This is a genomic window from Microbispora sp. H10949, assembly GCF_014161435.1.
GTDB lineage: Bacteria > Actinomycetota > Actinomycetes > Streptosporangiales > Streptosporangiaceae > Microbispora > Microbispora triticiradicis.
On sequence record NZ_JABBWZ010000011.1, the window covers coordinates 73,799 to 92,549 of the forward strand.

At 73.7% G+C, this 18,751-nt stretch carries 18 protein-coding genes; 7 read left to right on the forward strand and 11 right to left on the reverse strand.

Translation table 11 applies throughout. The features are described from left to right. Positions 1-1,140, reverse strand: a complete 1,140-nt coding sequence (locus HHX40_RS26970) for a serine hydrolase domain-containing protein (protein ID WP_182882826.1) — start codon at positions 1,138-1,140, stop codon at positions 1-3. Between the two features lie 64 nt (positions 1,141-1,204). On the opposite strand from HHX40_RS26970, the gene HHX40_RS26975 reads away from it, so the two are divergent. Next, complete coding sequence (locus HHX40_RS26975) at positions 1,205-1,657, forward strand: MarR family winged helix-turn-helix transcriptional regulator (protein WP_220499632.1); 453 nt, start codon at positions 1,205-1,207, stop codon at positions 1,655-1,657. 94 nt (positions 1,658-1,751) lie between these two features. On the opposite strand, the gene HHX40_RS26980 is transcribed toward HHX40_RS26975, so the two are convergent. Beyond that, the gene (locus HHX40_RS26980; RefSeq protein WP_182882827.1) at positions 1,752-2,405 is read right to left on the reverse strand and encodes an HAD family hydrolase; all 654 of its coding nucleotides are present in this window, start codon (positions 2,403-2,405) and stop codon (positions 1,752-1,754) included. Positions 2,406-2,472: 67 nt separating this feature from the next. Between HHX40_RS26980 and HHX40_RS26985 the strand changes: the two genes are divergently transcribed. Then, entirely contained in the window at positions 2,473-4,005 is a 1,533-nt protein-coding gene (locus tag HHX40_RS26985) for a gamma-glutamyltransferase family protein (RefSeq protein WP_182882828.1), read from the forward strand. Positions 4,006-4,036: 31 nt separating this feature from the next. Here the strand turns inward: HHX40_RS26985 and hrpA are convergent, their stop codons facing one another. The 3 genes from hrpA to ppgK all read right to left on the reverse strand — a co-directional run bounded on the left by hrpA (position 4,037) and on the right by ppgK (position 9,822). After that, positions 4,037-8,059, reverse strand: coding sequence for an ATP-dependent RNA helicase HrpA (hrpA, locus tag HHX40_RS26990; RefSeq protein ID WP_182882829.1), 4,023 nt, complete (start codon positions 8,057-8,059; stop codon positions 4,037-4,039). Positions 8,060-8,185: 126 nt separating this feature from the next. Next, entirely contained in the window at positions 8,186-8,836 is a 651-nt protein-coding gene (locus HHX40_RS37910) for a winged helix-turn-helix domain-containing protein (RefSeq protein ID WP_182882830.1), read from the reverse strand. A gap of 248 nt (positions 8,837-9,084) precedes the next feature. Next, the gene (gene ppgK, locus HHX40_RS27000; RefSeq protein WP_182882831.1) at positions 9,085-9,822 is read right to left on the reverse strand and encodes a polyphosphate--glucose phosphotransferase; all 738 of its coding nucleotides are present in this window, start codon (positions 9,820-9,822) and stop codon (positions 9,085-9,087) included. 151 nt (positions 9,823-9,973) lie between these two features. On the opposite strand from ppgK, the gene HHX40_RS27005 reads away from it, so the two are divergent. Next, positions 9,974-10,264 carry a hypothetical protein gene (locus HHX40_RS27005; protein ID WP_182882832.1) on the forward strand — a complete coding sequence of 97 codons (291 nt, stop codon included), beginning with the start codon at positions 9,974-9,976 and terminating at the stop codon, positions 10,262-10,264. Between the two features lie 113 nt (positions 10,265-10,377). On the opposite strand, the gene HHX40_RS27010 is transcribed toward HHX40_RS27005, so the two are convergent. Next, on the reverse strand, positions 10,378-11,304 hold the full coding sequence (locus HHX40_RS27010; RefSeq protein ID WP_182882833.1) for an NmrA family NAD(P)-binding protein: 927 nt from the start codon (positions 11,302-11,304) through the stop codon (positions 10,378-10,380). Positions 11,305-11,408: 104 nt separating this feature from the next. On the opposite strand from HHX40_RS27010, the gene HHX40_RS27015 reads away from it, so the two are divergent. Then, positions 11,409-11,978, forward strand: coding sequence for a TetR/AcrR family transcriptional regulator (locus HHX40_RS27015; RefSeq protein WP_117408264.1), 570 nt, complete (start codon positions 11,409-11,411; stop codon positions 11,976-11,978). A 50-nt stretch (positions 11,979-12,028) separates the two neighbouring features. Further along, the gene (locus HHX40_RS27020) at positions 12,029-12,571 is read left to right on the forward strand and encodes a hypothetical protein (protein ID WP_220499633.1); all 543 of its coding nucleotides are present in this window, start codon (positions 12,029-12,031) and stop codon (positions 12,569-12,571) included. 11 nt (positions 12,572-12,582) lie between these two features. On the opposite strand, the gene HHX40_RS27025 is transcribed toward HHX40_RS27020, so the two are convergent. Beyond that, positions 12,583-12,981 carry a cupin domain-containing protein gene (locus tag HHX40_RS27025; protein ID WP_182874376.1) on the reverse strand — a complete coding sequence of 133 codons (399 nt, stop codon included), beginning with the start codon at positions 12,979-12,981 and terminating at the stop codon, positions 12,583-12,585. 160 nt (positions 12,982-13,141) lie between these two features. Here HHX40_RS27025 and HHX40_RS27030 point away from each other — a divergent pair, with 160 nt between their 5' ends. Next, positions 13,142-13,579 (forward strand): Hsp20/alpha crystallin family protein, encoded by a 438-nt coding sequence (locus HHX40_RS27030; RefSeq protein ID WP_117408266.1) that lies wholly within the window; start codon positions 13,142-13,144, stop codon positions 13,577-13,579. A 176-nt stretch (positions 13,580-13,755) separates the two neighbouring features. On the opposite strand, the gene HHX40_RS27035 is transcribed toward HHX40_RS27030, so the two are convergent. Further along, positions 13,756-14,610 (reverse strand): universal stress protein, encoded by an 855-nt coding sequence (locus tag HHX40_RS27035; RefSeq protein WP_182882834.1) that lies wholly within the window; start codon positions 14,608-14,610, stop codon positions 13,756-13,758. A gap of 133 nt (positions 14,611-14,743) precedes the next feature. On the opposite strand from HHX40_RS27035, the gene HHX40_RS27040 reads away from it, so the two are divergent. Continuing rightward, positions 14,744-15,070, forward strand: coding sequence for a DUF1876 domain-containing protein (locus HHX40_RS27040; RefSeq protein ID WP_310738304.1), 327 nt, complete (start codon positions 14,744-14,746; stop codon positions 15,068-15,070). A 169-nt stretch (positions 15,071-15,239) separates the two neighbouring features. Here HHX40_RS27040 and HHX40_RS27045 read toward each other — a convergent pair whose 3' ends face one another. The 3 genes from HHX40_RS27045 to HHX40_RS27055 all read right to left on the reverse strand — a co-directional run bounded on the left by HHX40_RS27045 (position 15,240) and on the right by HHX40_RS27055 (position 18,719). Continuing rightward, entirely contained in the window at positions 15,240-17,519 is a 2,280-nt protein-coding gene (locus HHX40_RS27045; protein ID WP_182882835.1) for a S8 family serine peptidase, read from the reverse strand. 152 nt (positions 17,520-17,671) lie between these two features. Then, the gene (locus HHX40_RS27050) at positions 17,672-17,944 is read right to left on the reverse strand and encodes a hypothetical protein (protein WP_182882836.1); all 273 of its coding nucleotides are present in this window, start codon (positions 17,942-17,944) and stop codon (positions 17,672-17,674) included. Positions 17,945-18,017: 73 nt separating this feature from the next. Next, the gene (locus HHX40_RS27055) at positions 18,018-18,719 is read right to left on the reverse strand and encodes a hypothetical protein (RefSeq protein WP_182882837.1); all 702 of its coding nucleotides are present in this window, start codon (positions 18,717-18,719) and stop codon (positions 18,018-18,020) included. Positions 18,720-18,751: the final 32 nt, after the last annotated feature.

Here is an 18,751-nt window from a genome sequence, read left to right on the forward strand (position 1 = left end):
TCAGAGGCAGCCGTACAGCGCCGCGACCATGGGCCGCCACCTCGGGTCCGGCCCGGCGGGACTGACGAGGAGGCGGCTCGGGGTGAAGGCCAGGGCCACGCCCGCCGCCGGGTCGGCGAAGGCCAGCGCCCCGCCCGTGCCGCTGTGGCCGAAGGCGCGCGGGTCCGGCGCGAACGGCCGGATCTCACCGGGCAGCATGTAGCCGAGGGCGAACCTGGTCCCGGCGAGCAGCACCTCGTCGCGCCCCTCGCTGCGCGGCTCGACGGCGCGTCCGAGCACGTCGGGATCGAGCAGTTCACCGCACACGAGCCTGCCGTACAGGGTGGCCAGGGCCCGGGCGTTGGCGTGCCCGTTAGACGCGGGTATCTCGGCGGAGCGCCAGCGCGCGGTGTTGACCAGGCCGGGCGTGAGCTGCTCCGGCGGGTTGCAGAAGGCCTTCATGGTGATCGAGCCGGGATCCGCCATGGCCGACGCCAACGCCGGCGGGGCGGCGTCCTGCCCGGCCTGCCCGGCCTCCTCCCGGGTTTCCTGAGGTGCCGCCTCCGGGGGCGCCAGGTGGGCCGCTCTGCCCGCCTGGGCGGCGGGCAGGCCGATCGACAGGCCGGGTACGCGCAACTCGTCGCGGACCAGGTCACGCACCGGCCGCCCTCCGATCCGGCGCAGGACCTCTCCGACGAGCCAGCCGAAGGTCACCGCGTGGTACCCGTGCCGCTCGCCGGGCGGCCACCACGGGCTCTCCGCGGCGAGCGCGCCGGTCATGGCGTCCCAGTCGAACAGCGAGCCCGGCGGCAGGGTGCGGCGGACGGCGGGCAACCCCGACCGGTGCGCCAGCAGGTCGGCGATGGTGGTCGCGGTGGCGAACCCGGGCCAGTAACGGGCCACCGGGGCGTCGAGGTCGAGCAGCCCGCGCTGGACGTACAGGTGCGCGAGCGTCGCGAGCACCCCCTTGGACGCGGAGAACACGTTGACGACCGTGTCGCGCTCCCAGGCACGGCCGCCGTCCCGGTCGGCCGTGCCGTGCCAGAGGTCCACCACCAGCCGCCCGTCCGCGTACACCGCGACGGCCGCGCCACCCGGCCGTCCCTCGCACACCTGCCGGAACGCCTCGGCGACGGGCCGGAACGCGGGATCACACCACATACGTCCTCCAGATACTCAACCTTGGTTGCGAAACCATGGTTGAGTATTAGAGCATCCTCCTGTGGTGTCAAGTGACCTGACCCTGCTGTTCGCCGCCCTCAGCGCGGCCTGCGACGCCGAGGTGCGCGCCCGGATGACCGCGGCCGGGCACGACCGGGTGCGCACGGTGCACGGGTACGTGTTCCAGCACCTGCTCCAGGGGCCCGTACGGGTCTCCGACCTGGCCGGGCTGCTCGGCATGACTCCCCAGGGCGCGTCCAAGGTGGCGGCCGAGATGGAACGCGCCGGTTACGTCGCGCGCCGGACCGACCCCGGCGACCAGCGGGCGCGGATGATCGAACTCACGCCGTACGGCCAGGCCGCGATCGAGGCGGGCCGCACCGCCCGCGCCGAGGTGTCCGCCGGAATGCTCGGCCTCCTCGACGCCCCGGAGGAGTTCCTGGCGTCGCTCGACCGGCTCGCCCGGGAGACCGGCGCCCTGAGCGACCTGCTCTCCCGCCGGCTACGCCCCCAGTGACGACGTCCTCCCGCGCGCGCCGTGCCGGGAAAGGCCGGAACGATCACCGCTCCCGGCGTGGCCTCCGTCCGGCCGGGCGCCGGGAAGCTCCGGCTCAGCCGAGGGCGGGGACCAGGTGGACGAGGTCGGTGAGGGCGTCGACGACCAGGTCGGCGCGGGCGGACTCGGGGCGGGCGGCGTGCAGGTGGCCCCAGGGGCCCCGGCGCAGCAGGGCCGTCCGCATCCCCGCCGCCGCGGCCGGGAGGACGTCGTTGTCGAGGCGGTCGCCCACGTAGAGGATCTCCTCCGGCTCGTGCCCGCACACGGCCGCGACCTTGGCGAAGAACGCCGGGTCGGGCTTCTCAACGTTCCAGGCGGCGGAGGTGTGGACACCGTCGACCGGCAGGTCCATCGCGACCAGCGCGTCGTAGGCCTGGGGCGGCTGGTTTCCCGCGACCACCAGGTCGTAGCCCGCCGCGCGCAGCGCCGCGAGGCCCGGCCGGACGTCGGGGTACAGGTCGTCGGCGTCGAAGTTCTCGCGCAGCCCGGCCGGGTCCTCGCGCCGCCAGGCCTCGATCTCGGCCTCGACGTCGATTCCCGGCCTGACCAGCTCGAAGGCCTCCCGGTGGCTTCGGTCGAGAGCCGCCATGCCGCCGAGGACGCCCATGAAGGTCAGGCGCGGCACGCCCAGCCGGTCGGCCCACCGCGACCAGATCCGGGTCTCGTCGATGAGCGTCTCCCCCACGTCGAACACGAGCGCCCGGACCATGACCATCCCATCCCTTACGTCCTGATTGACGGCAGCCACTCTACGACGTGCCGTACGATCACCGGTCGTGAGCGAGACGCGGTACGCCCTGAACGGCATGGTGTGCACGGCCGACCACCTGGCCTCGGCGGCCGGTGTCGCGATGCTCGACCGGGGCGGCAACGCGGTGGACGCCGCCATCGCCGCCAATGCCGTGCTGGCGGTCACCGCCCCGCATCTGTGCGGTCTCGGCGGCGACCTGTTCGCGCTCGTCCACGACGGCGCCGTGTCCGCGCTCAACGCGTCCGGACGGGCGGGATCGGGCGCGGACCCCGGCCGGCTGCGGGCGGAGGGCCGGGACCGCATGCCGCACCTGTTCGACATCCGGTCGGTCCCGGTGCCGGGCTGCGCGGACGGATGGCTGGCGCTGCACGAGCGGTACGCCCGCCTGCCGCTCGCCGACCTGCTGGCCCCGGCGATCCGCCACGCGGCCGGCGGCTTCCCCGCTTCGCCGCTGCTGGGGCCGACGGCCGACTTCGTCGGCACGCTCGCCGGTGCGGGCGACTTCGCGGCCGTACGGCGCCCCGGAGACGTGATCCGGCGTCCCGGGGTCGCCAGGGCGCTCTCCGCCCTCGCCGAAGGCGGCCGGGAAGCGTTCTACCAGGGCGAGTTCGGCGAGGGACTGCTGGCGCTGGGCGGCGGCGAGTACACCGGGGACGACCTGGCCCGGCCGAACGCCGACTGGGTGGAGCCACTGGAGATCGAGGTGTTCGGGCACCGCGTCTGGACGACGCCGCCGAACTCGCAGGGCTACCTGCTGCTGCTCGCTCTGGAGATCCTCGCCGGGCTCGGCCCGCCCGCCGATCCGGCCGAGCCGCGCTGGGCGCACCTGCTGGTGGAGTCGGCCAGAGCGGCCGGGCACGACCGCCTCGGCGTGCTGCACGAGACGGCCGTCGCGCCCCTGGACACGGCGGCCGCCCGGCGGGCCCTGGTCGATCCGGCGCGCCGCTCGCCGCTGCCGGCCGCCCCCTCCGCGTCCGGCGACACGACGTACCTGTGCGCGGTGGACGGCGACGGCATGGGCGTCTCACTGATCCAGTCGAACGCGTCGGGCTTCGGCAGCCTGCTCTTCGAGCCCGGCACCGGCATCAACCTGCACAACCGCGGCATCGGCTTCTCGCTCACGCCCGGTCATCCCGCGGAGTACGGCCCGGGCCGCAGGCCGCCCCACACCCTGTGCCCGGCGCTGGTCACCCGCCCGGACGGGACCCTGCGCGCGGTCCTCGGCACGATGGGCGGGGACGCCCAGCCGCAGATCCTGCTGCAGATCGTCACCCGCCTCCTCCTGCACGGGCAGACGCCGGGAGAGGCCGTAGGCGCCCCCCGGTGGCGGCTGAGCGGCGGCGACACCGGCTTCGACACCTGGCGGTCCGATCAGGGGGTCGAGGTCGAGGAGGGGGCACCGTGGGCGGACGGCCTGCGCGAGCGCGGCCATGCGGTCGGGACGGCCGCGTACGGCACGGACTTCGGGCACGCCCACCTGATCGACCTGCTCCCGTCGGGCTCGCTCGCCGGGGCGGCCGACCCCCGCGCCCTCATCGGCGCCGCGCTCGGCCACTGAAAGCCCGCCGCCGGGGCCGCCGACGCCGGGGTCACCCGGCCCGGGCGGCGGACTCGGCCTGCTCGACGGCCTTACGGATGCGCTTCTCGGAGACCGGTGTCGGGGTGCCGATCTGCTGGGCGAAGAAGCTCACCCGCAGTTCCTCGATCATCCACCGGATGTCCCGTACGGCCTTGGCGTCCCGCTCGGCGGGCTTCAGCCGGTCGAGCAGGTCGCGGTAGTCGTCCTCGACATCGTGCACCCGGTGCATCCACTCACGGTCGCGGCCGGGGTCGTCGGGGAGCTTGTCCAGCCGCCGCTCGACCGCGCGCAGGTAGCGGAGCACGTCCGGCAGCCGGTCGTACCCCGTCTCGGTGACGAACCCGGCGTGGACCAGCGCGTCGAGCTGGTCGCGGACGTCGGCGGCGAGGTCGGCGACGGCGCCGCCCAGCGCGTCGAGCCGCGTCTGCGCGGTGTGCCACACCGCGAGGACGCGCTCCACCCGGGTGACGACCTCCTCCGTCGTCTCGAACAGCGAGGCGCGCACGTGGTCGCGCAGCCGCTCGAAGGCGGCCTCGTCCCACGCGGGCCCGCCCGCCTCGGCGATCAGCCGGTCGGCCGCGCACTCCGTGCAGTCGTCGAACAGGGCGGCGGCGCCGCCGTGCGGGCTGCGGCTGAGGGCGAGCTTCTGCGCGGTGGTCAGCCCGCGCAGGATGGCCTTGGCCGGGCTGACCACCGTGAGCAGCACCAGCCGCCGGGTGCCCGCCCACATCGCCCGGTCGCGCTCGGCCTCGGTGTCGAACATCCGGACCGCGACGCTGCCGCCCTCGTCCACCAGGGCCGGGTACGCGCGCATCCTACCCTGCTCGAACACCTTCGGCAGGGTCCCGATCGTCCAGCTCCGCAGGCCGTCGCGCTCCAGGTCGTCGGCGGCCCTCGACAGGGTGGCGCGCAGCTTGGAGGCGAGCCGCCGCTTGAGGGCCTCCAGGTCCTTGTCCTCGTCCACCGTGCGCCTGCGGTCGTCGATCACCCGGTAGGTGATCCGCAGGTGCGCGGGGAGCTGGTCGAGCGCCCAGGCGTCGCGCGGGATCGCCACCCCGGTCATCGCGTGCAGCTCGCGCTCCAGCGCGCCGAGGATGGGCTCGCCGCCCGCCCGTACGCGTTCCAGCACGGCCTTGGCGTAGTTGGGGGCGGGCACGAAGTTGCGGCGCAGGTGCTTCGGCAGCGACCTGATGAGGGCGGTGACGAGGTCCTCCCGCAGACCCGGGATCTGCCAGTCGAAGCCCTCCGGCTCCACCTGGTTGAGCACGGCGAGCGGGATGTGGACGGTCACGCCGTCCGCCTCCCCCGTCTCCGGCGCGCCGGGCTCGAACCGGTAGGTGAGCCGCATCCGCTGGCCGTTCTGCCGCCAGGCGTCGGGGTAGTCGCGGGCGCTGACCCCGGCGCTGTCGTTGACCAGCATCTCCTGGGTGAACGTCAGCAGGTCGGGCGTCTCGCGGGACGCCTTCTTCCACCAGCTGTCGAAGTGCCGGCCCGAGACCACCTCGGCGGGGATCCGCTGGTCGTAGAAGTCGAACAGCGTCTCGTCGTCGACGAGGATGTCGCGGCGGCGGGCCTTCTCCTCCAGTTGCCCGACCTCGTCGAGCAGCTTGCGGTTGTCGTGGAAGAACCTGTGGTGGGTCCGCCAGTCGCCCTCGACCAGCGCGTGCCGGATGAACAGCTCACGGCTGAGCTCGGGGTCGATGCGGCCGTAGTTGACCTTCCGCTCGGTCACGATCGGCACGCCGTACAGGGTGACCTTCTCCAGCGCGACGACGGCGGCCTGGTCCTTCTCCCAGTGCGGCTCGCTGTAGGTGCGCTTGACGAGGTGCTGGGCGAGCGGCTCGATCCACTCGGGCTCGATCTTGGCGTTGACCCGGGCCCACAGCCGGGAGGTCTCGACCAGCTCGGCCGACATGACCCACTGCGGCTGCGTCTTGGCCAGGGCCGAGCCGGGGAAGATGGCGAATCGGGCGTTGCGGGCGCCGATGTACTCGGTGAGCGGACGGCGCGGGCCGTCCTGCCTGCGCTTGGCCTCGACGTCCTTGACGCCGATGTGCGACAGCAGACCGGCCAGCAGCGACTCGTGCACACGCCGGGGATCGGCGGGCGCGCTGTTGGGCACGACGTTCAGCGTCCGCGCCACCTGGCGGAGCTGGCTGTCGATGTCCTGCCACTCCCGTACGCGCAGGTAGTTGAGGAACTCGGCCTTGCACAACCGCCGGAACGCGCCCGACGACAGCTCCTTCTGCCGTTCGCGCAGGTAGTTCCAGAGGTTCAGGTAGGTCAGGAAGTCGGATTCCTTGTCCGCGAAGCGGCGGTGCTTCTCGTCGGCCGCCTGCTGCTTGTCGGCCGGGCGTTCGCGCGGGTCCTGGATGGACAGCGCGGCCGCGATGATCATCACTTCGCGGGCGCAGCCGTTCTTCTCCGCCTCCAGCACCATCCGGGCCAGCCGGGGGTCGACCGGCAGCTGGGCGAGCCTGCGTCCCACCGGCGTGAGCTGCGGCCCCTGCCGCGCCTCCCGCCCCGGACCCCGTCCGCCCCGGCCTCCGGCCCTCTCGGCGCCCCGGTCTCCACTCCGCTCGGCGCTCCGGTCGCCGTCCTGCTCCGCGCTCCGGTCCGCACTTCGGTCGGCGAGGGCGCCGAGCTCGACCAGCAGGTTGACGCCGTCCCTGATCTGGCGGCTGTCCGGCGGCTCCACGAACGGGAACGCCGCGATGTCGCCCAGGCCCAGCGAGGTCATCTGCAGGATGACGCTCGCCAGGTTCGTACGGAGGATCTCCGGGTCGGTGAACTCGGGGCGGGAGAGGAAGTCCTCCTCCGAGTAGAGGCGGATGCAGACGCCGTCGGACGTACGGCCGCAGCGGCCCTTGCGCTGGTTGGCCGAGGCCTGCGAGACCGGCTCGATCGGCAGCCGCTGCACCTTCAGCCGGTGGCTGTACCGGGAGATCCGCGCCGTGCCGGGGTCCACCACGTACTTGATGCCCGGCACGGTCAGCGACGTCTCGGCCACGTTGGTGGCCAGCACGATCCGGCGGCCGCGATGGGACTGGAACACCCGGTGCTGCTCGGCGGCCGTCAGCCGCGCGTACAGCGGGAGGACCTCCTCCGGGCGTCCCTTGAGCGCGTCGGCGGTGTCGCGGATCTCCCGCTCGCCGCTGAGGAAGACCAGGATGTCGCCCGGCCCCTCGGCGCACAGCTCGTCCACCGCGTCCACGATGGCCTGGGTCTGGTCGTCGTCCTCGTCGATCGGGCGGTAGCGCACCTCGACCGGGTAGGTCCGGCCGGACACCTCGACGATCGGCGCCGGGTCGCCGCCCGGGGCGGCGAAGTGCCGGGCGAACCGCTCGGGGTCGATGGTCGCGGAGGTGATGACGACCTTGAGATCGGGCCGCCGGGGAAGGAGCTGGCGGATATAGCCGAGGATGAAGTCGATGTTGAGGCTGCGTTCGTGCGCCTCGTCGATGATCAGCGTGTCGTACTGCAGCAGGAGCGGGTCGGTCTGCATCTCCGCGAGGAGGATGCCGTCGGTCATGAGCTTGACGAGCGTCCCGTCGCTGGAGTGGTCGGTGAAGCGGACCTTGTAGCCGACCGCCGATCCGAGGTCGATCGACAGCTCCTCCGCGATGCGTTCGGCGACCGTGCGGGCGGCGATGCGGCGGGGCTGGGTGTGCCCGATGACCCCGTGGACGCCCCGGCCCAGCTCCAGGCAGATCTTGGGGATCTGGGTGGTCTTGCCAGAGCCGGTCTCCCCGGCCACGATCACGACCTGGTGGTCCCTGATGGCCGCGAGCAGGTCGTCCTTGTGCCGGCTGACCGGGAGATCGGGGGGATAGCTGATGACCGGCACGGCCGCGCGGCGCTCGGCCACGCGGCGTTCGGCGGCCTCCACGTCCCCCGCGATCTCCTGGACGACGGACTGGCGGGAGGCGCGGTCGCGGACCCGGCGCATGCCGTCGATACGGCGGCGCAGCCTGCGCTGGTCGCGCAGCATCAGATCGGGGATACGGCCCTGGAGATCGGCGAGCGTGTTCATTCCAGGCTCAAGGATAGGCAACGCACCCGGCCGATCTGCCAGCCGTTTTCGAACCGCGCGGCGGGCGGCCCGCCGGAGGAGACCGCCGAGGGCCGGGCGGGCACCCCCGCCACGGCCCTGGGGGCCTCAGTGGCGGCGCGGGGGCTGGTACTTGTATCCCACGTTCCGGACGGTGACGATCCGTCCGGCGTGCCTGCCGAGCTTGCGGCGCAGCCTCAGCACGTGCACGTCGACCGTGCGCCCGCCCTCCTCGTCGTACCGGTCCCAGACGGCCGCCATGAGCTGGCGGCGGTTGTAGACCCGGCCCGGCGCCGAGGTGAGATAGTCGAGAAGCTCGAACTCGCGGTAGGTGAGCTCGATCTCCTCGCCGCCGCTGCGGACCACCCGCGCGGTCCGGTCCAGGACCAGGTCCTCCTCCGGGAGGGACACGGCGGAGAACTCGTGCCACGCCGGTCCTGGCGCCCGCTCCCGCGTGGCCGGCGTCTCGGCGGTGGCGGCGGACGGCGGTCCGCCCGCGATGGCGGACCCGGCGGACTCGACGGCCGCCCTGGCCGTCCTGCTCACCGCGTCGCTCGCCTCTCCGGCGGCCGGACGGGGCGTCCGGGCCGGTACGTCCAGGGACGTGTCGGCGGGCACGAGATAGCCAACGATCATCAGCGCGGCCCCGGTGCCCGGCACGGGAAGCACGCCGAGCACCGATCCCTGCCCGGGGTCCGGGGGCTCGTGGCCGTGCTCGTACCCCCGTACGCCGGAATCGATCACATTCTGGTGGGACATGTCGCTTCTCCTCGCCTGTCGCAAGAGGGCCTGTCGCGTACGGGATGCCTGTCTTACGGAATGGTGGTGACCACGGTCGCCGGCGGTTCGTCGACAGGTGGTCAACAGGCGGCGGCGCAGACGCGCAGCAGGTCGATGTGCCGGCGTTGGGTCAGCCCGCCCGAGGAGTTCATGAGTCAATCATGACAGCGAAATTACCCGCTGTCCAGGTAGGAATAAGGGAGATCTATCGTCCGAGGCAGGCGGACTCAGGGCAGGCGCGCGGCGCCCACCGCGGCCATCGCGGCGCCGATGATCCCGGCCTCGTTCCGCAGCTCCGCCGGCACCACAGGGGTGTCCCCCAGGTGGACGTGCGGCAGGAACTTCTCCGCCTTCTTGCTCACGCCTCCGCCGACGACGATCAGAGTGGGAGACAGCAGGTCGCGCATGTGCGCGAGGTACTCCTCGACGCGCTCGGCCCACTCGTCCCAGTCCAGGTCCTCCTCCTCGCGCACCCGGTCGGAGGCGCGGTGCTCGGCCTCCTTGCCGCGGATCTCGATATGGCCGAACTCGGTGTTGGGCACCAGATGTCCGTCCACGAACAGCGCGCTACCGATGCCGGTGCCGAAGGTCAGCATCAGGACCACCCCGGGCCTGCCCCGCCCCGCGCCGAACGTCATCTCGGCGACCCCGGCCGCGTCGGCGTCGTTGAGGACGACCGACTGGTCGCCGAACAGGTCGGCGCCCTTCACCCCGATCCACGACTTGTCGACGTTGGCGGCCGTACGGATGACGCCGTCGAGGACCACTCCGGGGAAGGTGACGCCGATCGGGCCGGTCCAGGAGAAGTGGTCCACGATCGCCTGCACGGCCGCGGCGACGGCCCCCGGCGAGGAGGGACGCGGCGTCGGGACGCGCAGGCGCTCACGGGTGAGCGTCCCGGTGAGCGTGTCCACGGTGGCGCCCTTGATCCCCGAGCCGCCGATGTCGATGCCCAGAACTTCCATGACTTCCCTCCCGGTCCGGCTTCACGGCTACCCCGCAGGCCTGTCCTCATGCGCGGACGCGAGTATCGCACGCCGTCACGGGCCCGGCGGGTTACGTCAGAAGAGGCCGGGTAGCCCACAAATGGGGGCAAATCACCACAAGGGGGACACCATGATCAAGATGCTTCACAAAATAGGGCTCCGCTCCAACATGATGTACGGCGCGGCGTTCGGGTCGATCGGCATGTCGATCGCCTCCTGGATCCTCTCGAACAAATACGAGCAGGCGGGCATCGAACGCGCGGACCGCTGGGCGCTGTTCGTCGGCGAGTGGGCCCCGACCTTCTTCGCGATGGGCATCGCCCTGCAGCTTGAGGAGATGTCCGAGGAGAAGGGGCGCGAGACCCCCGAGTGGCAGGAGCAGAGCAGCGACATCCGCCGCCCCACCCGCGCGGGCGTCTAGCTAGCGGGCGCTCCGTGTGCGGCCCGGAGGGACCGGACGGCCCCTCCGGGCCGCCTGGCGCCCACCCGTGCTCACACGCGCCTGCCACGGGCCGTGTCCCGGCGAAGGGCCCGTCAGGCCTCGGCCCGGAAGTGCGCCCGCGCCCATTCCTCGAAGGTCGTGAGCGGGATGCCGAATGCCCGCGCGTACTCCGGGCGGGCGGGCTGGCCGACCGTGTCGATGTACTCGTGTGAGGTGACGCCCGCTCCCGGCATTCCGGCGGCGATCGCCTCCTCCATGGTCATGTCGGGCGCGGCCAGCTCCGTGCCCAGAACGCGGGAGAGAACCCCGGCGATCTCCGTCATCGAGAGGTAGTCACTGGCCAGTTCCAGCTCGACCTCGTGGAACCGGTCCGGCTCGGCGAAGGCCGCGGCGGCCGCCGCCCCGATGTCGCCGGACGCGACGAGGGAGAGCCGGGTGCCCGGCTTCAGCACGGTCACGATCCCCCCTTCGACGCCGCGGGGAAGCAGGTAGGCCGTCGACGGCAGGAAGTTCTCCATGAAGAAGCCGGGCTTGATGATCGTCCAGCGCGTGAAGCCCGCCTTCCGCACCCGCTCCTGGGCCTCGGCCTTGGCGGAGAGGGCGGGCTCTATGGACGCCCAGCGGCCTTCGGCCCAGCCGGGGGCCTCCGTGTGCCGCCCCGCGCCCGTGACGGACGTGTGCACGAACTGCGGCACGCCCGCGGCCAGGGCGCCCTCGACCAGGTTGACGGCCTGGGCCACCTCGCCCTCGAAGTCGTAGGCGTCTCCCTTGATCGGGGGCATCTGCACCGAGAAGACGCCCCGGGCCCCCCTCGCGGCCCTGACCACGGAGTCGCGGTCGTTGAGGTCGCCGGTGACCAGTTCGGCGCCGAGCTCCTCGACCGCCCTCGCCCGGGCGGACGTGGGGTCGCGGACCAGCGCCCGGACGGGAACGCCGTTCGCGAGCAGGGCGCGGGCGGTGGCGCCGCCCTGCCGTCCGGTGGCGCCGGTGACCAGAACGGGTGCGGAATCGGTGGACATGAGACCCCTCCTACAGGTGGGCGGTAGCTAAACGGCGGACCCCGCCGTTTATGCTTCGGTAAGATACGGCGGACCCCGCCAGTTAGCAACCGTGAGGTGACGCGATGCCCGCCCAGCGTGCGGACGCCCGGCGCAACTACGGCCTCCTGCTCGCCGTGGCCAAGGAGGAGATCGCCGCGCACGGTCCCGACGCCTCCCTGGAGCAGATCGCGCGCGTCGCGGGGGTCGGGTCCGCCACGTTGCGCCGGCACTTTCCCAGCCGTCACGCCCTGCTGGAGGCGGTCTTCCGCGAACGGGTCGAGACCCTGTGCGCCCGCGCCCGCGAGCTGACCGGCGGGTCCGACACCCGGGCCGCGCTGCTGGAGTGGCTGAGCGCCGTCGTCGCGGACGCCGCGACCATCCGGGGGCTGGCCACCGCGCTGACCCTCGACCCCGCGATCGACGCCGGCGCGGCGCACGAGTACTGCTGCTCGGCGCAGCTCACCGAGGCGGGCGAGCCACTGGTGCGCCGCGCCGCGGACGACGGCGCGCTGGCGCCGGGCGTGACCATCGCCGACCTGCTCACCCTGATCACCGGCATCGCCCTGGCCACGGAGCACCGTCCGGACGCCGCCGCCGAGGCGGACCGGCTGCTCGGCCTGGCCGTGGCGGGAGTCAGCCCCAGCCGGCGGTGAGCGGAGGGAGTGCCGCCCACGCTCCGGCGGCTCCGCCAGGCTCGGCGCGCGTGACACCGGACCCCGCCGCCGTCGCGCGCTGGCTGCGCATGCGGCCCGCCCGCGCGGGCGGCACCCGCGTCCTGGCCGTCGAGGGACGCTCGGGTGCGGGCAAGTCGAGGCTGGCCGCCGCCGTGGCCGCGGCGCTCGTCGCGCCGGTCGTCCGCATGGACGACCTGTACGACGGCTGGGACGGCCTGCAGGCCGGGGTGGACGCCCTGATGGAGTGGGTGCTGCGACCGCTCGGCCTCGGCCGCCCGGCACGCTGGCGGCGCTACGACTGGGCGCGTGGCGAGTACGCGGAATGGCACGAGATCGCCGGGGCGGACACCCTTGTGATCGAGGGCGTGGGCTGCGGCGCCCGCGAGGCCGGGCCGTACCTCGGCGGGCTGGTGTGGCTGGAGGCCGGCGAGGAGGTCCGCCGGGCGCGGGCGCTCGCCCGTGACGGCGAGACGTACGCGCCCCACTGGCGGCGCTGGGCCGAACAGGAGGAGCGGTACTACGCCCGCCACGACGTGCGTTCCCGGGCCGGCCTCGTCGTCGTCACCGGCTGAGGCGCCGCCGATCAGCCCAGGCCGGCGCGGTACTCCTCGTCGCTGACCGGCCCGTGCCAGTGGGTCTTGCCGCTCGCCGTGACGGCGAGGTGCACCAGTGTGTCGTCGGCGGCGGCGCCGTGCCAGTGCTTCTCACCCGGCTCCACGTGGACCCAGTCGCCCGGCCCGATGGGCGTGCCCCCGGTCTCGCCCCAGCGCACCACCACCCCGCGTCCCGACACCACGTACAGCGCCTGCTCACCGTCGTGGGTGTGCCAGCCCGAGCGGGCCTGCGGTTCGTAGGAGAAACGCTGGGCACGCAGGCCGTCCGGCCGCACCGCCTCCAGCGCCTCCGCCTCCCACACGCCGTCGGTGAACCTGTCCGGTCCCGGCCGGGTGGCCTTCATGTCACTCTCGCGTACGAACCTCATCGCCCACTCCCTTCACCGCGGGCCGGTCGGGTCGTTCCGGCGCCGCCCGCACCCGTCTCCGCATCCTGCATCACGCGGCGGCGGCCCAGCTATGGCGATTTGCCCGATTTATGCCGGGTACGTCTCTTCTGATGAGTTCTGCCGGACGGAGGTGACAGCCATGAGCGTTCCGATGCGGCGGGAGTCCCGGGGCCTCGTGCCCGACCTGTTCGACCTGCTGGAGGCGCCGCTGGCCGCGATGAGGCCGATGGCCGGCCAGCAGATGCGGCTGGAGGACTACGTCAGGAACGGCCGGTACGTGCTGCGGGCGGAACTGCCCGGCATCGACCCGGAGAAGGACGTCGAGATCAGTGTGTCGAACGGGGTTCTGACCATCCACGCCGAACGGCGCCACGAGGAGCGGCAGGGGCACCGCACCGAGTTCCGGTACGGGACCTTCACCCGGTCCGTCGTGCTGCCCCCGAACGTGGACGAGAACGACGTGAAGGCCACCTATGACCAGGGCATCCTGGAGGTGAGCGTACGGCTCGCCGAGGAGCGGGAGGAGCGCAGGCGCATCCCGATCGAGCGGCCGGAGGGACAGCGGCAGCAGGACTGACGCGCCCGGGAGTACCGGCGCCGCCCCAGAGCCCGCCAGGGCCCACCACGGCCCGCCCGACCGGGCGGGCCACCTGCCCAGGCCGTCAGGGCCACCTGCCCAGGCCGCCGACTGCCGGGCCTTTCCGTCACACGCCCGGACCGTCGCCCGCGCATCCGGAACGGAAGGGAGACGGCTCAGCAGGCCGGCCGAACGACGGCGACGGGACAGTCTGCGTGGTTCAGGACGCCCCGGCTGACCGAGCCGAGCATCACCGACCCCAGCGCTCCCCGGCCGCGCGAGCCGACCACGAGCAGGCCGGCGGCGCGTGACGCCTGGATGAGCGCGTCGACGGGGTGGCCGTAGACGACCTCCTCGTGCACCGCCACCTCCGGATGCCCGCGGCGCGGGCCCGCCAGTTTCTCCGCCGCCACGCGCCTGCGGGCCTCGCGCGCCTCCGCGACGTCATAGGTGATCTCGGGGGCGAGCGGGTGGGCGGGAACCCGCCACGCGTGCACCGCCCGCAGGCCGCAGCCGTGCAGCCTCGCCTGCTCGAAGGCGTACGCCAGCGCCGGATCGCACTCGGGCGAGTCGTCCACCCCCACGACGATCTCACCGCGGCCTCCGGACCACCCGGGCCGTACGACGACGACCGGGCAGGGAGCGTGCCCGGCGACGTGGAAGCCGACCGACCCGACGACGATGCCGGCGAAGCCGCCGAGCCCCCTGCTGCCGAGGACGATCTCGACGGCCTCCTCCCCCTTGTCCCGCAGCGCGCGGGCGGGGACGCCTTCGACGATCTCCGCGCTGATCCGCACGTCCGGCCGGTGTTCGCGAACCACGGCCTCGGCGGCGGCGAGCGCCCGCTCGGCGTGCCGGGTCAGCGGGTCACCGCCCGAGGTGGGGAACTTCGGTATCCCGTACGCCCAATGGTCCACGACCGAGACGAGGTGGAGCGGGCAGCCGCGGCGGGCGGCGTCGTCCGCGGCCCACCGCACGGCGGCCGTCGCGGCGGGCGAGCCGTCGGTGCCGACGACGATCTGGCCGGGCATGGGCGCTCCTTCCTTGGCCGGCCCCCTTCGTGGCGCCACCGCCCAGGGGCGGCGTTTCGGGCCGCGCCGGTCCTCGCCGGGTCGCGTCGGCCCTCGTCGGTCCTCGTCGGTCCTCGTCGCTCCTCATGGCGGGGTGGGTGCCGGGGCCGTACGGCCCGGAGGGATGCTGGACTCCTGGGAGGTGGTCCGCATGGAGTCGAAGCGCTGGACCGTCGAGATCTTCGTGAACGAGGACGACAAGGACGACATCACCACGGCGACCGCCGTGCTCTACACGCCTTCGGGGCGGCGGCACGAGAGCGTCGGCCGGGCCCGCCGCAACCCGGCCGACAGGCCGGTGCCGGAGATCGGCGACGAACTCGCGGCCGGTCGCGCGCTGGCCGACCTGGGGTCGAAGCTGATCGGCGACGGAGCCGAGGACGTGGCCCAGCTGGCCGGGCCCGCGTACGAGTCCTACTGATACCGAGTGCCCGCCGCCGGGTCCTGCTGAGGTCCTGCCGAGGTGATTCACCCGTGGCGCCCCGGCCCCGTGCCGGGCCGGGGTCCGCCAGGTGTCGCCACCGATCTACTCACCGATCAGCCACCGATCAGCCACGGGCAACCACCGGTCAGCCCCCGGTCAGCCCCTGTCAACCACCGATCAGCCCGGCGGCGCGCATCTCCTCGGCCAGCCAGGCCAGGGCGACCTGCTCGTACGGCACGGCGCCCATCGGCGCCCCCGTCCCCGCCGGTGAGCCCATCGGCGCACCCATCGGTGAGCCCACAGGTGAGCCCATCGCGGGCGCGCCGTTCGCCGTCCGCGGCCCGCCGCCGGTCGTGACGTCCATCACCGGGGCCGCCTCGCCGGCCGCGCCGCGGGCGCCCTGCGCGCGGCCCGGTCCCGTCGAGCCGGTGGCGTACGACCGGGTGGCGGACGGTCCGCTGCCGCGCCTGCCCCCCGGGGAACCGGCGCCGCCGGCCCCTTCCCGCGGATCCGGGCCGGAGCCGCCGCCCTTGGCGCCCGTGCGGGGACCGCCGGGGACGAGCCCGCCCGGGAGGGACCCCCCGGACAGCGGCCCGTTCGTCGTGACGCCCGTGCTGTACGCCGTCTGGCCCGCGAGGCCGTGCTGCGCCCCCGAGCCGGCCTGCCCGGGATGACCCGGATACCCGGACCGGCCGCCCTGTCCCACGGGGGCGGGCGCGAGCAGCCCGGCCTCCGTCATCTCGGCGGCGAGCCGGCCAAGCAGCGTGTCCGTCCCGGCCGGTTCGGGGGTGATCTGCGCGAGAGCGGGCGCGAGGGCGCGCAGCGCGTTCGGCATCCCGGCGCCGGTGCGGTGGAGGTCCCCGAGGTTCAGCGGCACGCAACTCGACTTGATGATCTGGAAGAGGCGGTCGACCCGCCGCGCGTCCCGTGCGGCGTAGGCGGTGCGGAAGTCGCCGTGATGGGCGAGCACGAGCGCCGCCAGGCCGGCGACGTGCGGCGCGGCCATCGAGGTGCCGTCCAGGACGGCGTACGCGTCCGGCGGCACGGCCGACAGGACGGCCACGCCCGGAGCGCAGACGTCGATCTCGGGTCCGCGGCAGGTGAAGCGGGGTGAGAAGTACCCGTCACCGGTGACGGGACCGTCGATCTCGGCCTCGTGCGCGGTGCCGGGCGGGAACGCGTCCGCCTTGCCGACGGCGGCGACGGTCAGCACGCCGGGCAGGGTGCCGGGGAAGGCGACCGGTCCCCCGTCGTTGCCCGCGGCCACCACGCACGCCACCCCCGCCGCCCGGGCCTGCTCGATCTTGGCGGCCACCAGCGGGGAGTGGTGCCTGCTCGCGAGGCTCAGGTTGACCACGTCGACGCGCTGCTCGACGCAGTAGTCGAGCGCCTCGACGAGGTCGCTGAACCGCCCGCCCGGGAAGATCTTGCACGCGTGCACCTCGGCCTCGACGGCGAAGCCCACGATGCCCCGGCCGTCGTCCGCGCCCGAGATGACGGCCGCGCAGTGGGAGCCGTGATAGGCCGCGTCGGCCCTCCATCCCTCGGGCTCGGCGTCGACCAGGTCGATCCCGGCGCGTACGCGTTCGCGCAGGTCCGGGTGGCGGACGTCGGCCCCGGAGTCGACGATGGCGATCCTGACCCCCGCACCGCGCAGCGTGGGGGGCAGCCGGTCGAGGTTCATCGCCTGCTGGCCCCAGCCGAAGACCTGCCGGTCCGGGAAGCCGCCGAAGGTCTCGGCCAGGCGCACCGGCTCGACGAGGTTGTCCCTTGTGGTCGACAGGGCCGGGCGCTCGACGTGCACGCTCCAGTAGCCCGAGCGCGGCCGGACCGTCAGCCCGGTGATCGAGTCGGGCGTCTCTCCCGCCATCGTCACCACGGCGCGTCCGTCGGCCCCCGTGACCGCCTGGCCCGGCCAGCCGTGCCCGGTCACCAGGACGCTCGCGCCCGGCAGCGGCGTGCCGTCCGCGTCCCTGACCAGGACGGCGAACGTGCTCTCCAGGCCGGGCGGCGCCACCACCGGGGCGGGCCGCCGCCGGCGCGGTGGCCGCGGCACCTCGCTGTAGGTCAGCAGCCGGTCGCGCTCGAAGTGGAGCTGCGGATACTGGCGGCGCAGCGCCTCGACGTGCTGCGGCGTCGTCTCCGCCACGACCACGGCGGGGAACCCCGGGACCGCGGCCTCCGGGTTCCCCGCCGCCCGTCCCCGTACGCGGCGCAGCACGCGCACCTCGGGGTCGTCCTCCAGCAGCCTGCGCACCGTGTCGTCGTCGTACGCCGGCCCGGCGGCTCCCGGCGCCGCCGGGTGCGGCTGCGGCAGCGCCGCCACCATGTAGCGCCGCGGCCGGGACTCCACCGGCTGCGGCGCCTGGCGCGACGCCTGCCGCCCCCGTGGGGTCGCCGGGCGCGGCTCCTCGATTGCGTCCTTGGGCTTGTCGTTAGTGGTCACAACGTCTCGACTCTCCCCAGCTCAGACTGGTGTCACCGGTCGCGCGCACGGCGCGGCCGGCCGTTCAGGCTCTGTCATCACGGTTCGCCGGTCTCGGGACGGCGGGGGCCCGGACCGGCCGCCGACCGGTCCGGGCCACCGAGGTGATCACGTCACAGCAGTGGAACCATGGGCCGTCCGGGGGCGACGACGCCGAGCGCGTACTGGATCTGCGCCAGGCACGCCTCGTACCGCCCGGCCCGGTACAGCTGCACCGCCTGCACCAGCAGCGGGATGACCCCCGCGACCTGGGGCGCCTGCGGGATCGACGTCTGCAGCCATTCGTACAGCTGCTGGAGCGTCACGGCGCAGTGCGCCTGCAACTGCGCCGCCGGCGTCGGCTGCCCCGCCGTCACTCCCGTGGCCGGGGGCGTCGGCGAACCCATCCCGGGTCCCATCCCGGGACCCATTCCGGGGACACCCGTCCCGGGACCCATCGACTCCACGGTGTTCCTCCGCTCAGAGTCCGGCACCGGCCGGCACCGGGACCTGCTGGGCGGCCTGCTGGTGGAGCTGGCCGTACCCCTGGCCCAGCGGGTTCGGCGACTGCATCGTCAGCGGGACCTGCTGCCCGTACGCCGCCTGGACGTGCTGGGGCAGGACCGACTGGACGCCGAGCTGCGGGATCTGCTGGCCGGGCTGCTGGGCGTACGCCTGGGCCGCGTAGGGCTGGGAGTACGCCTGCGCGCCGTACGCCTGCGCGTACGGCTGGGCGTAGGCGGCCTGCGGGATCTGCAGGGCCTGGGCCTGGATGGCCTGCAGCGCCTGCAGCACCTGAGGCGGCAGCGCCTGCTGCTGGATCTGCTGCTGAAGCTGCTGCTGGATCTGGGCCTGGATCTGCTGCTGCACCTGCTGCTGCTGGATCTGGGCCTGAATCTGCTGCTGCACCAGCTGCTGGTAGAGCACGCTCTCCAGCATCTGGCGGGCCGCGGGCGCGCCGTAGCGGACGGCGTGCCTGGCGACCTTGGTCCAGAAGGTCACCGGGCTCACCAGGTGCTCCTGGGGGAGGATCTGCTCCTCCTGCTGGATCATCGCCAGGGGCGACACCTGCTGCTGCAGCCCCGGAATCTGCTGGGCGAGCTGCAGCGGCGTGATCTGGTGCTGGGAGCCGTAGCCCAGCGTGGTCGCCATGGACGCGGGGTGCATAGCTGTGAACGTCATAGTCACTCCTTCGGAGCCAGTAGGTCCGGCCC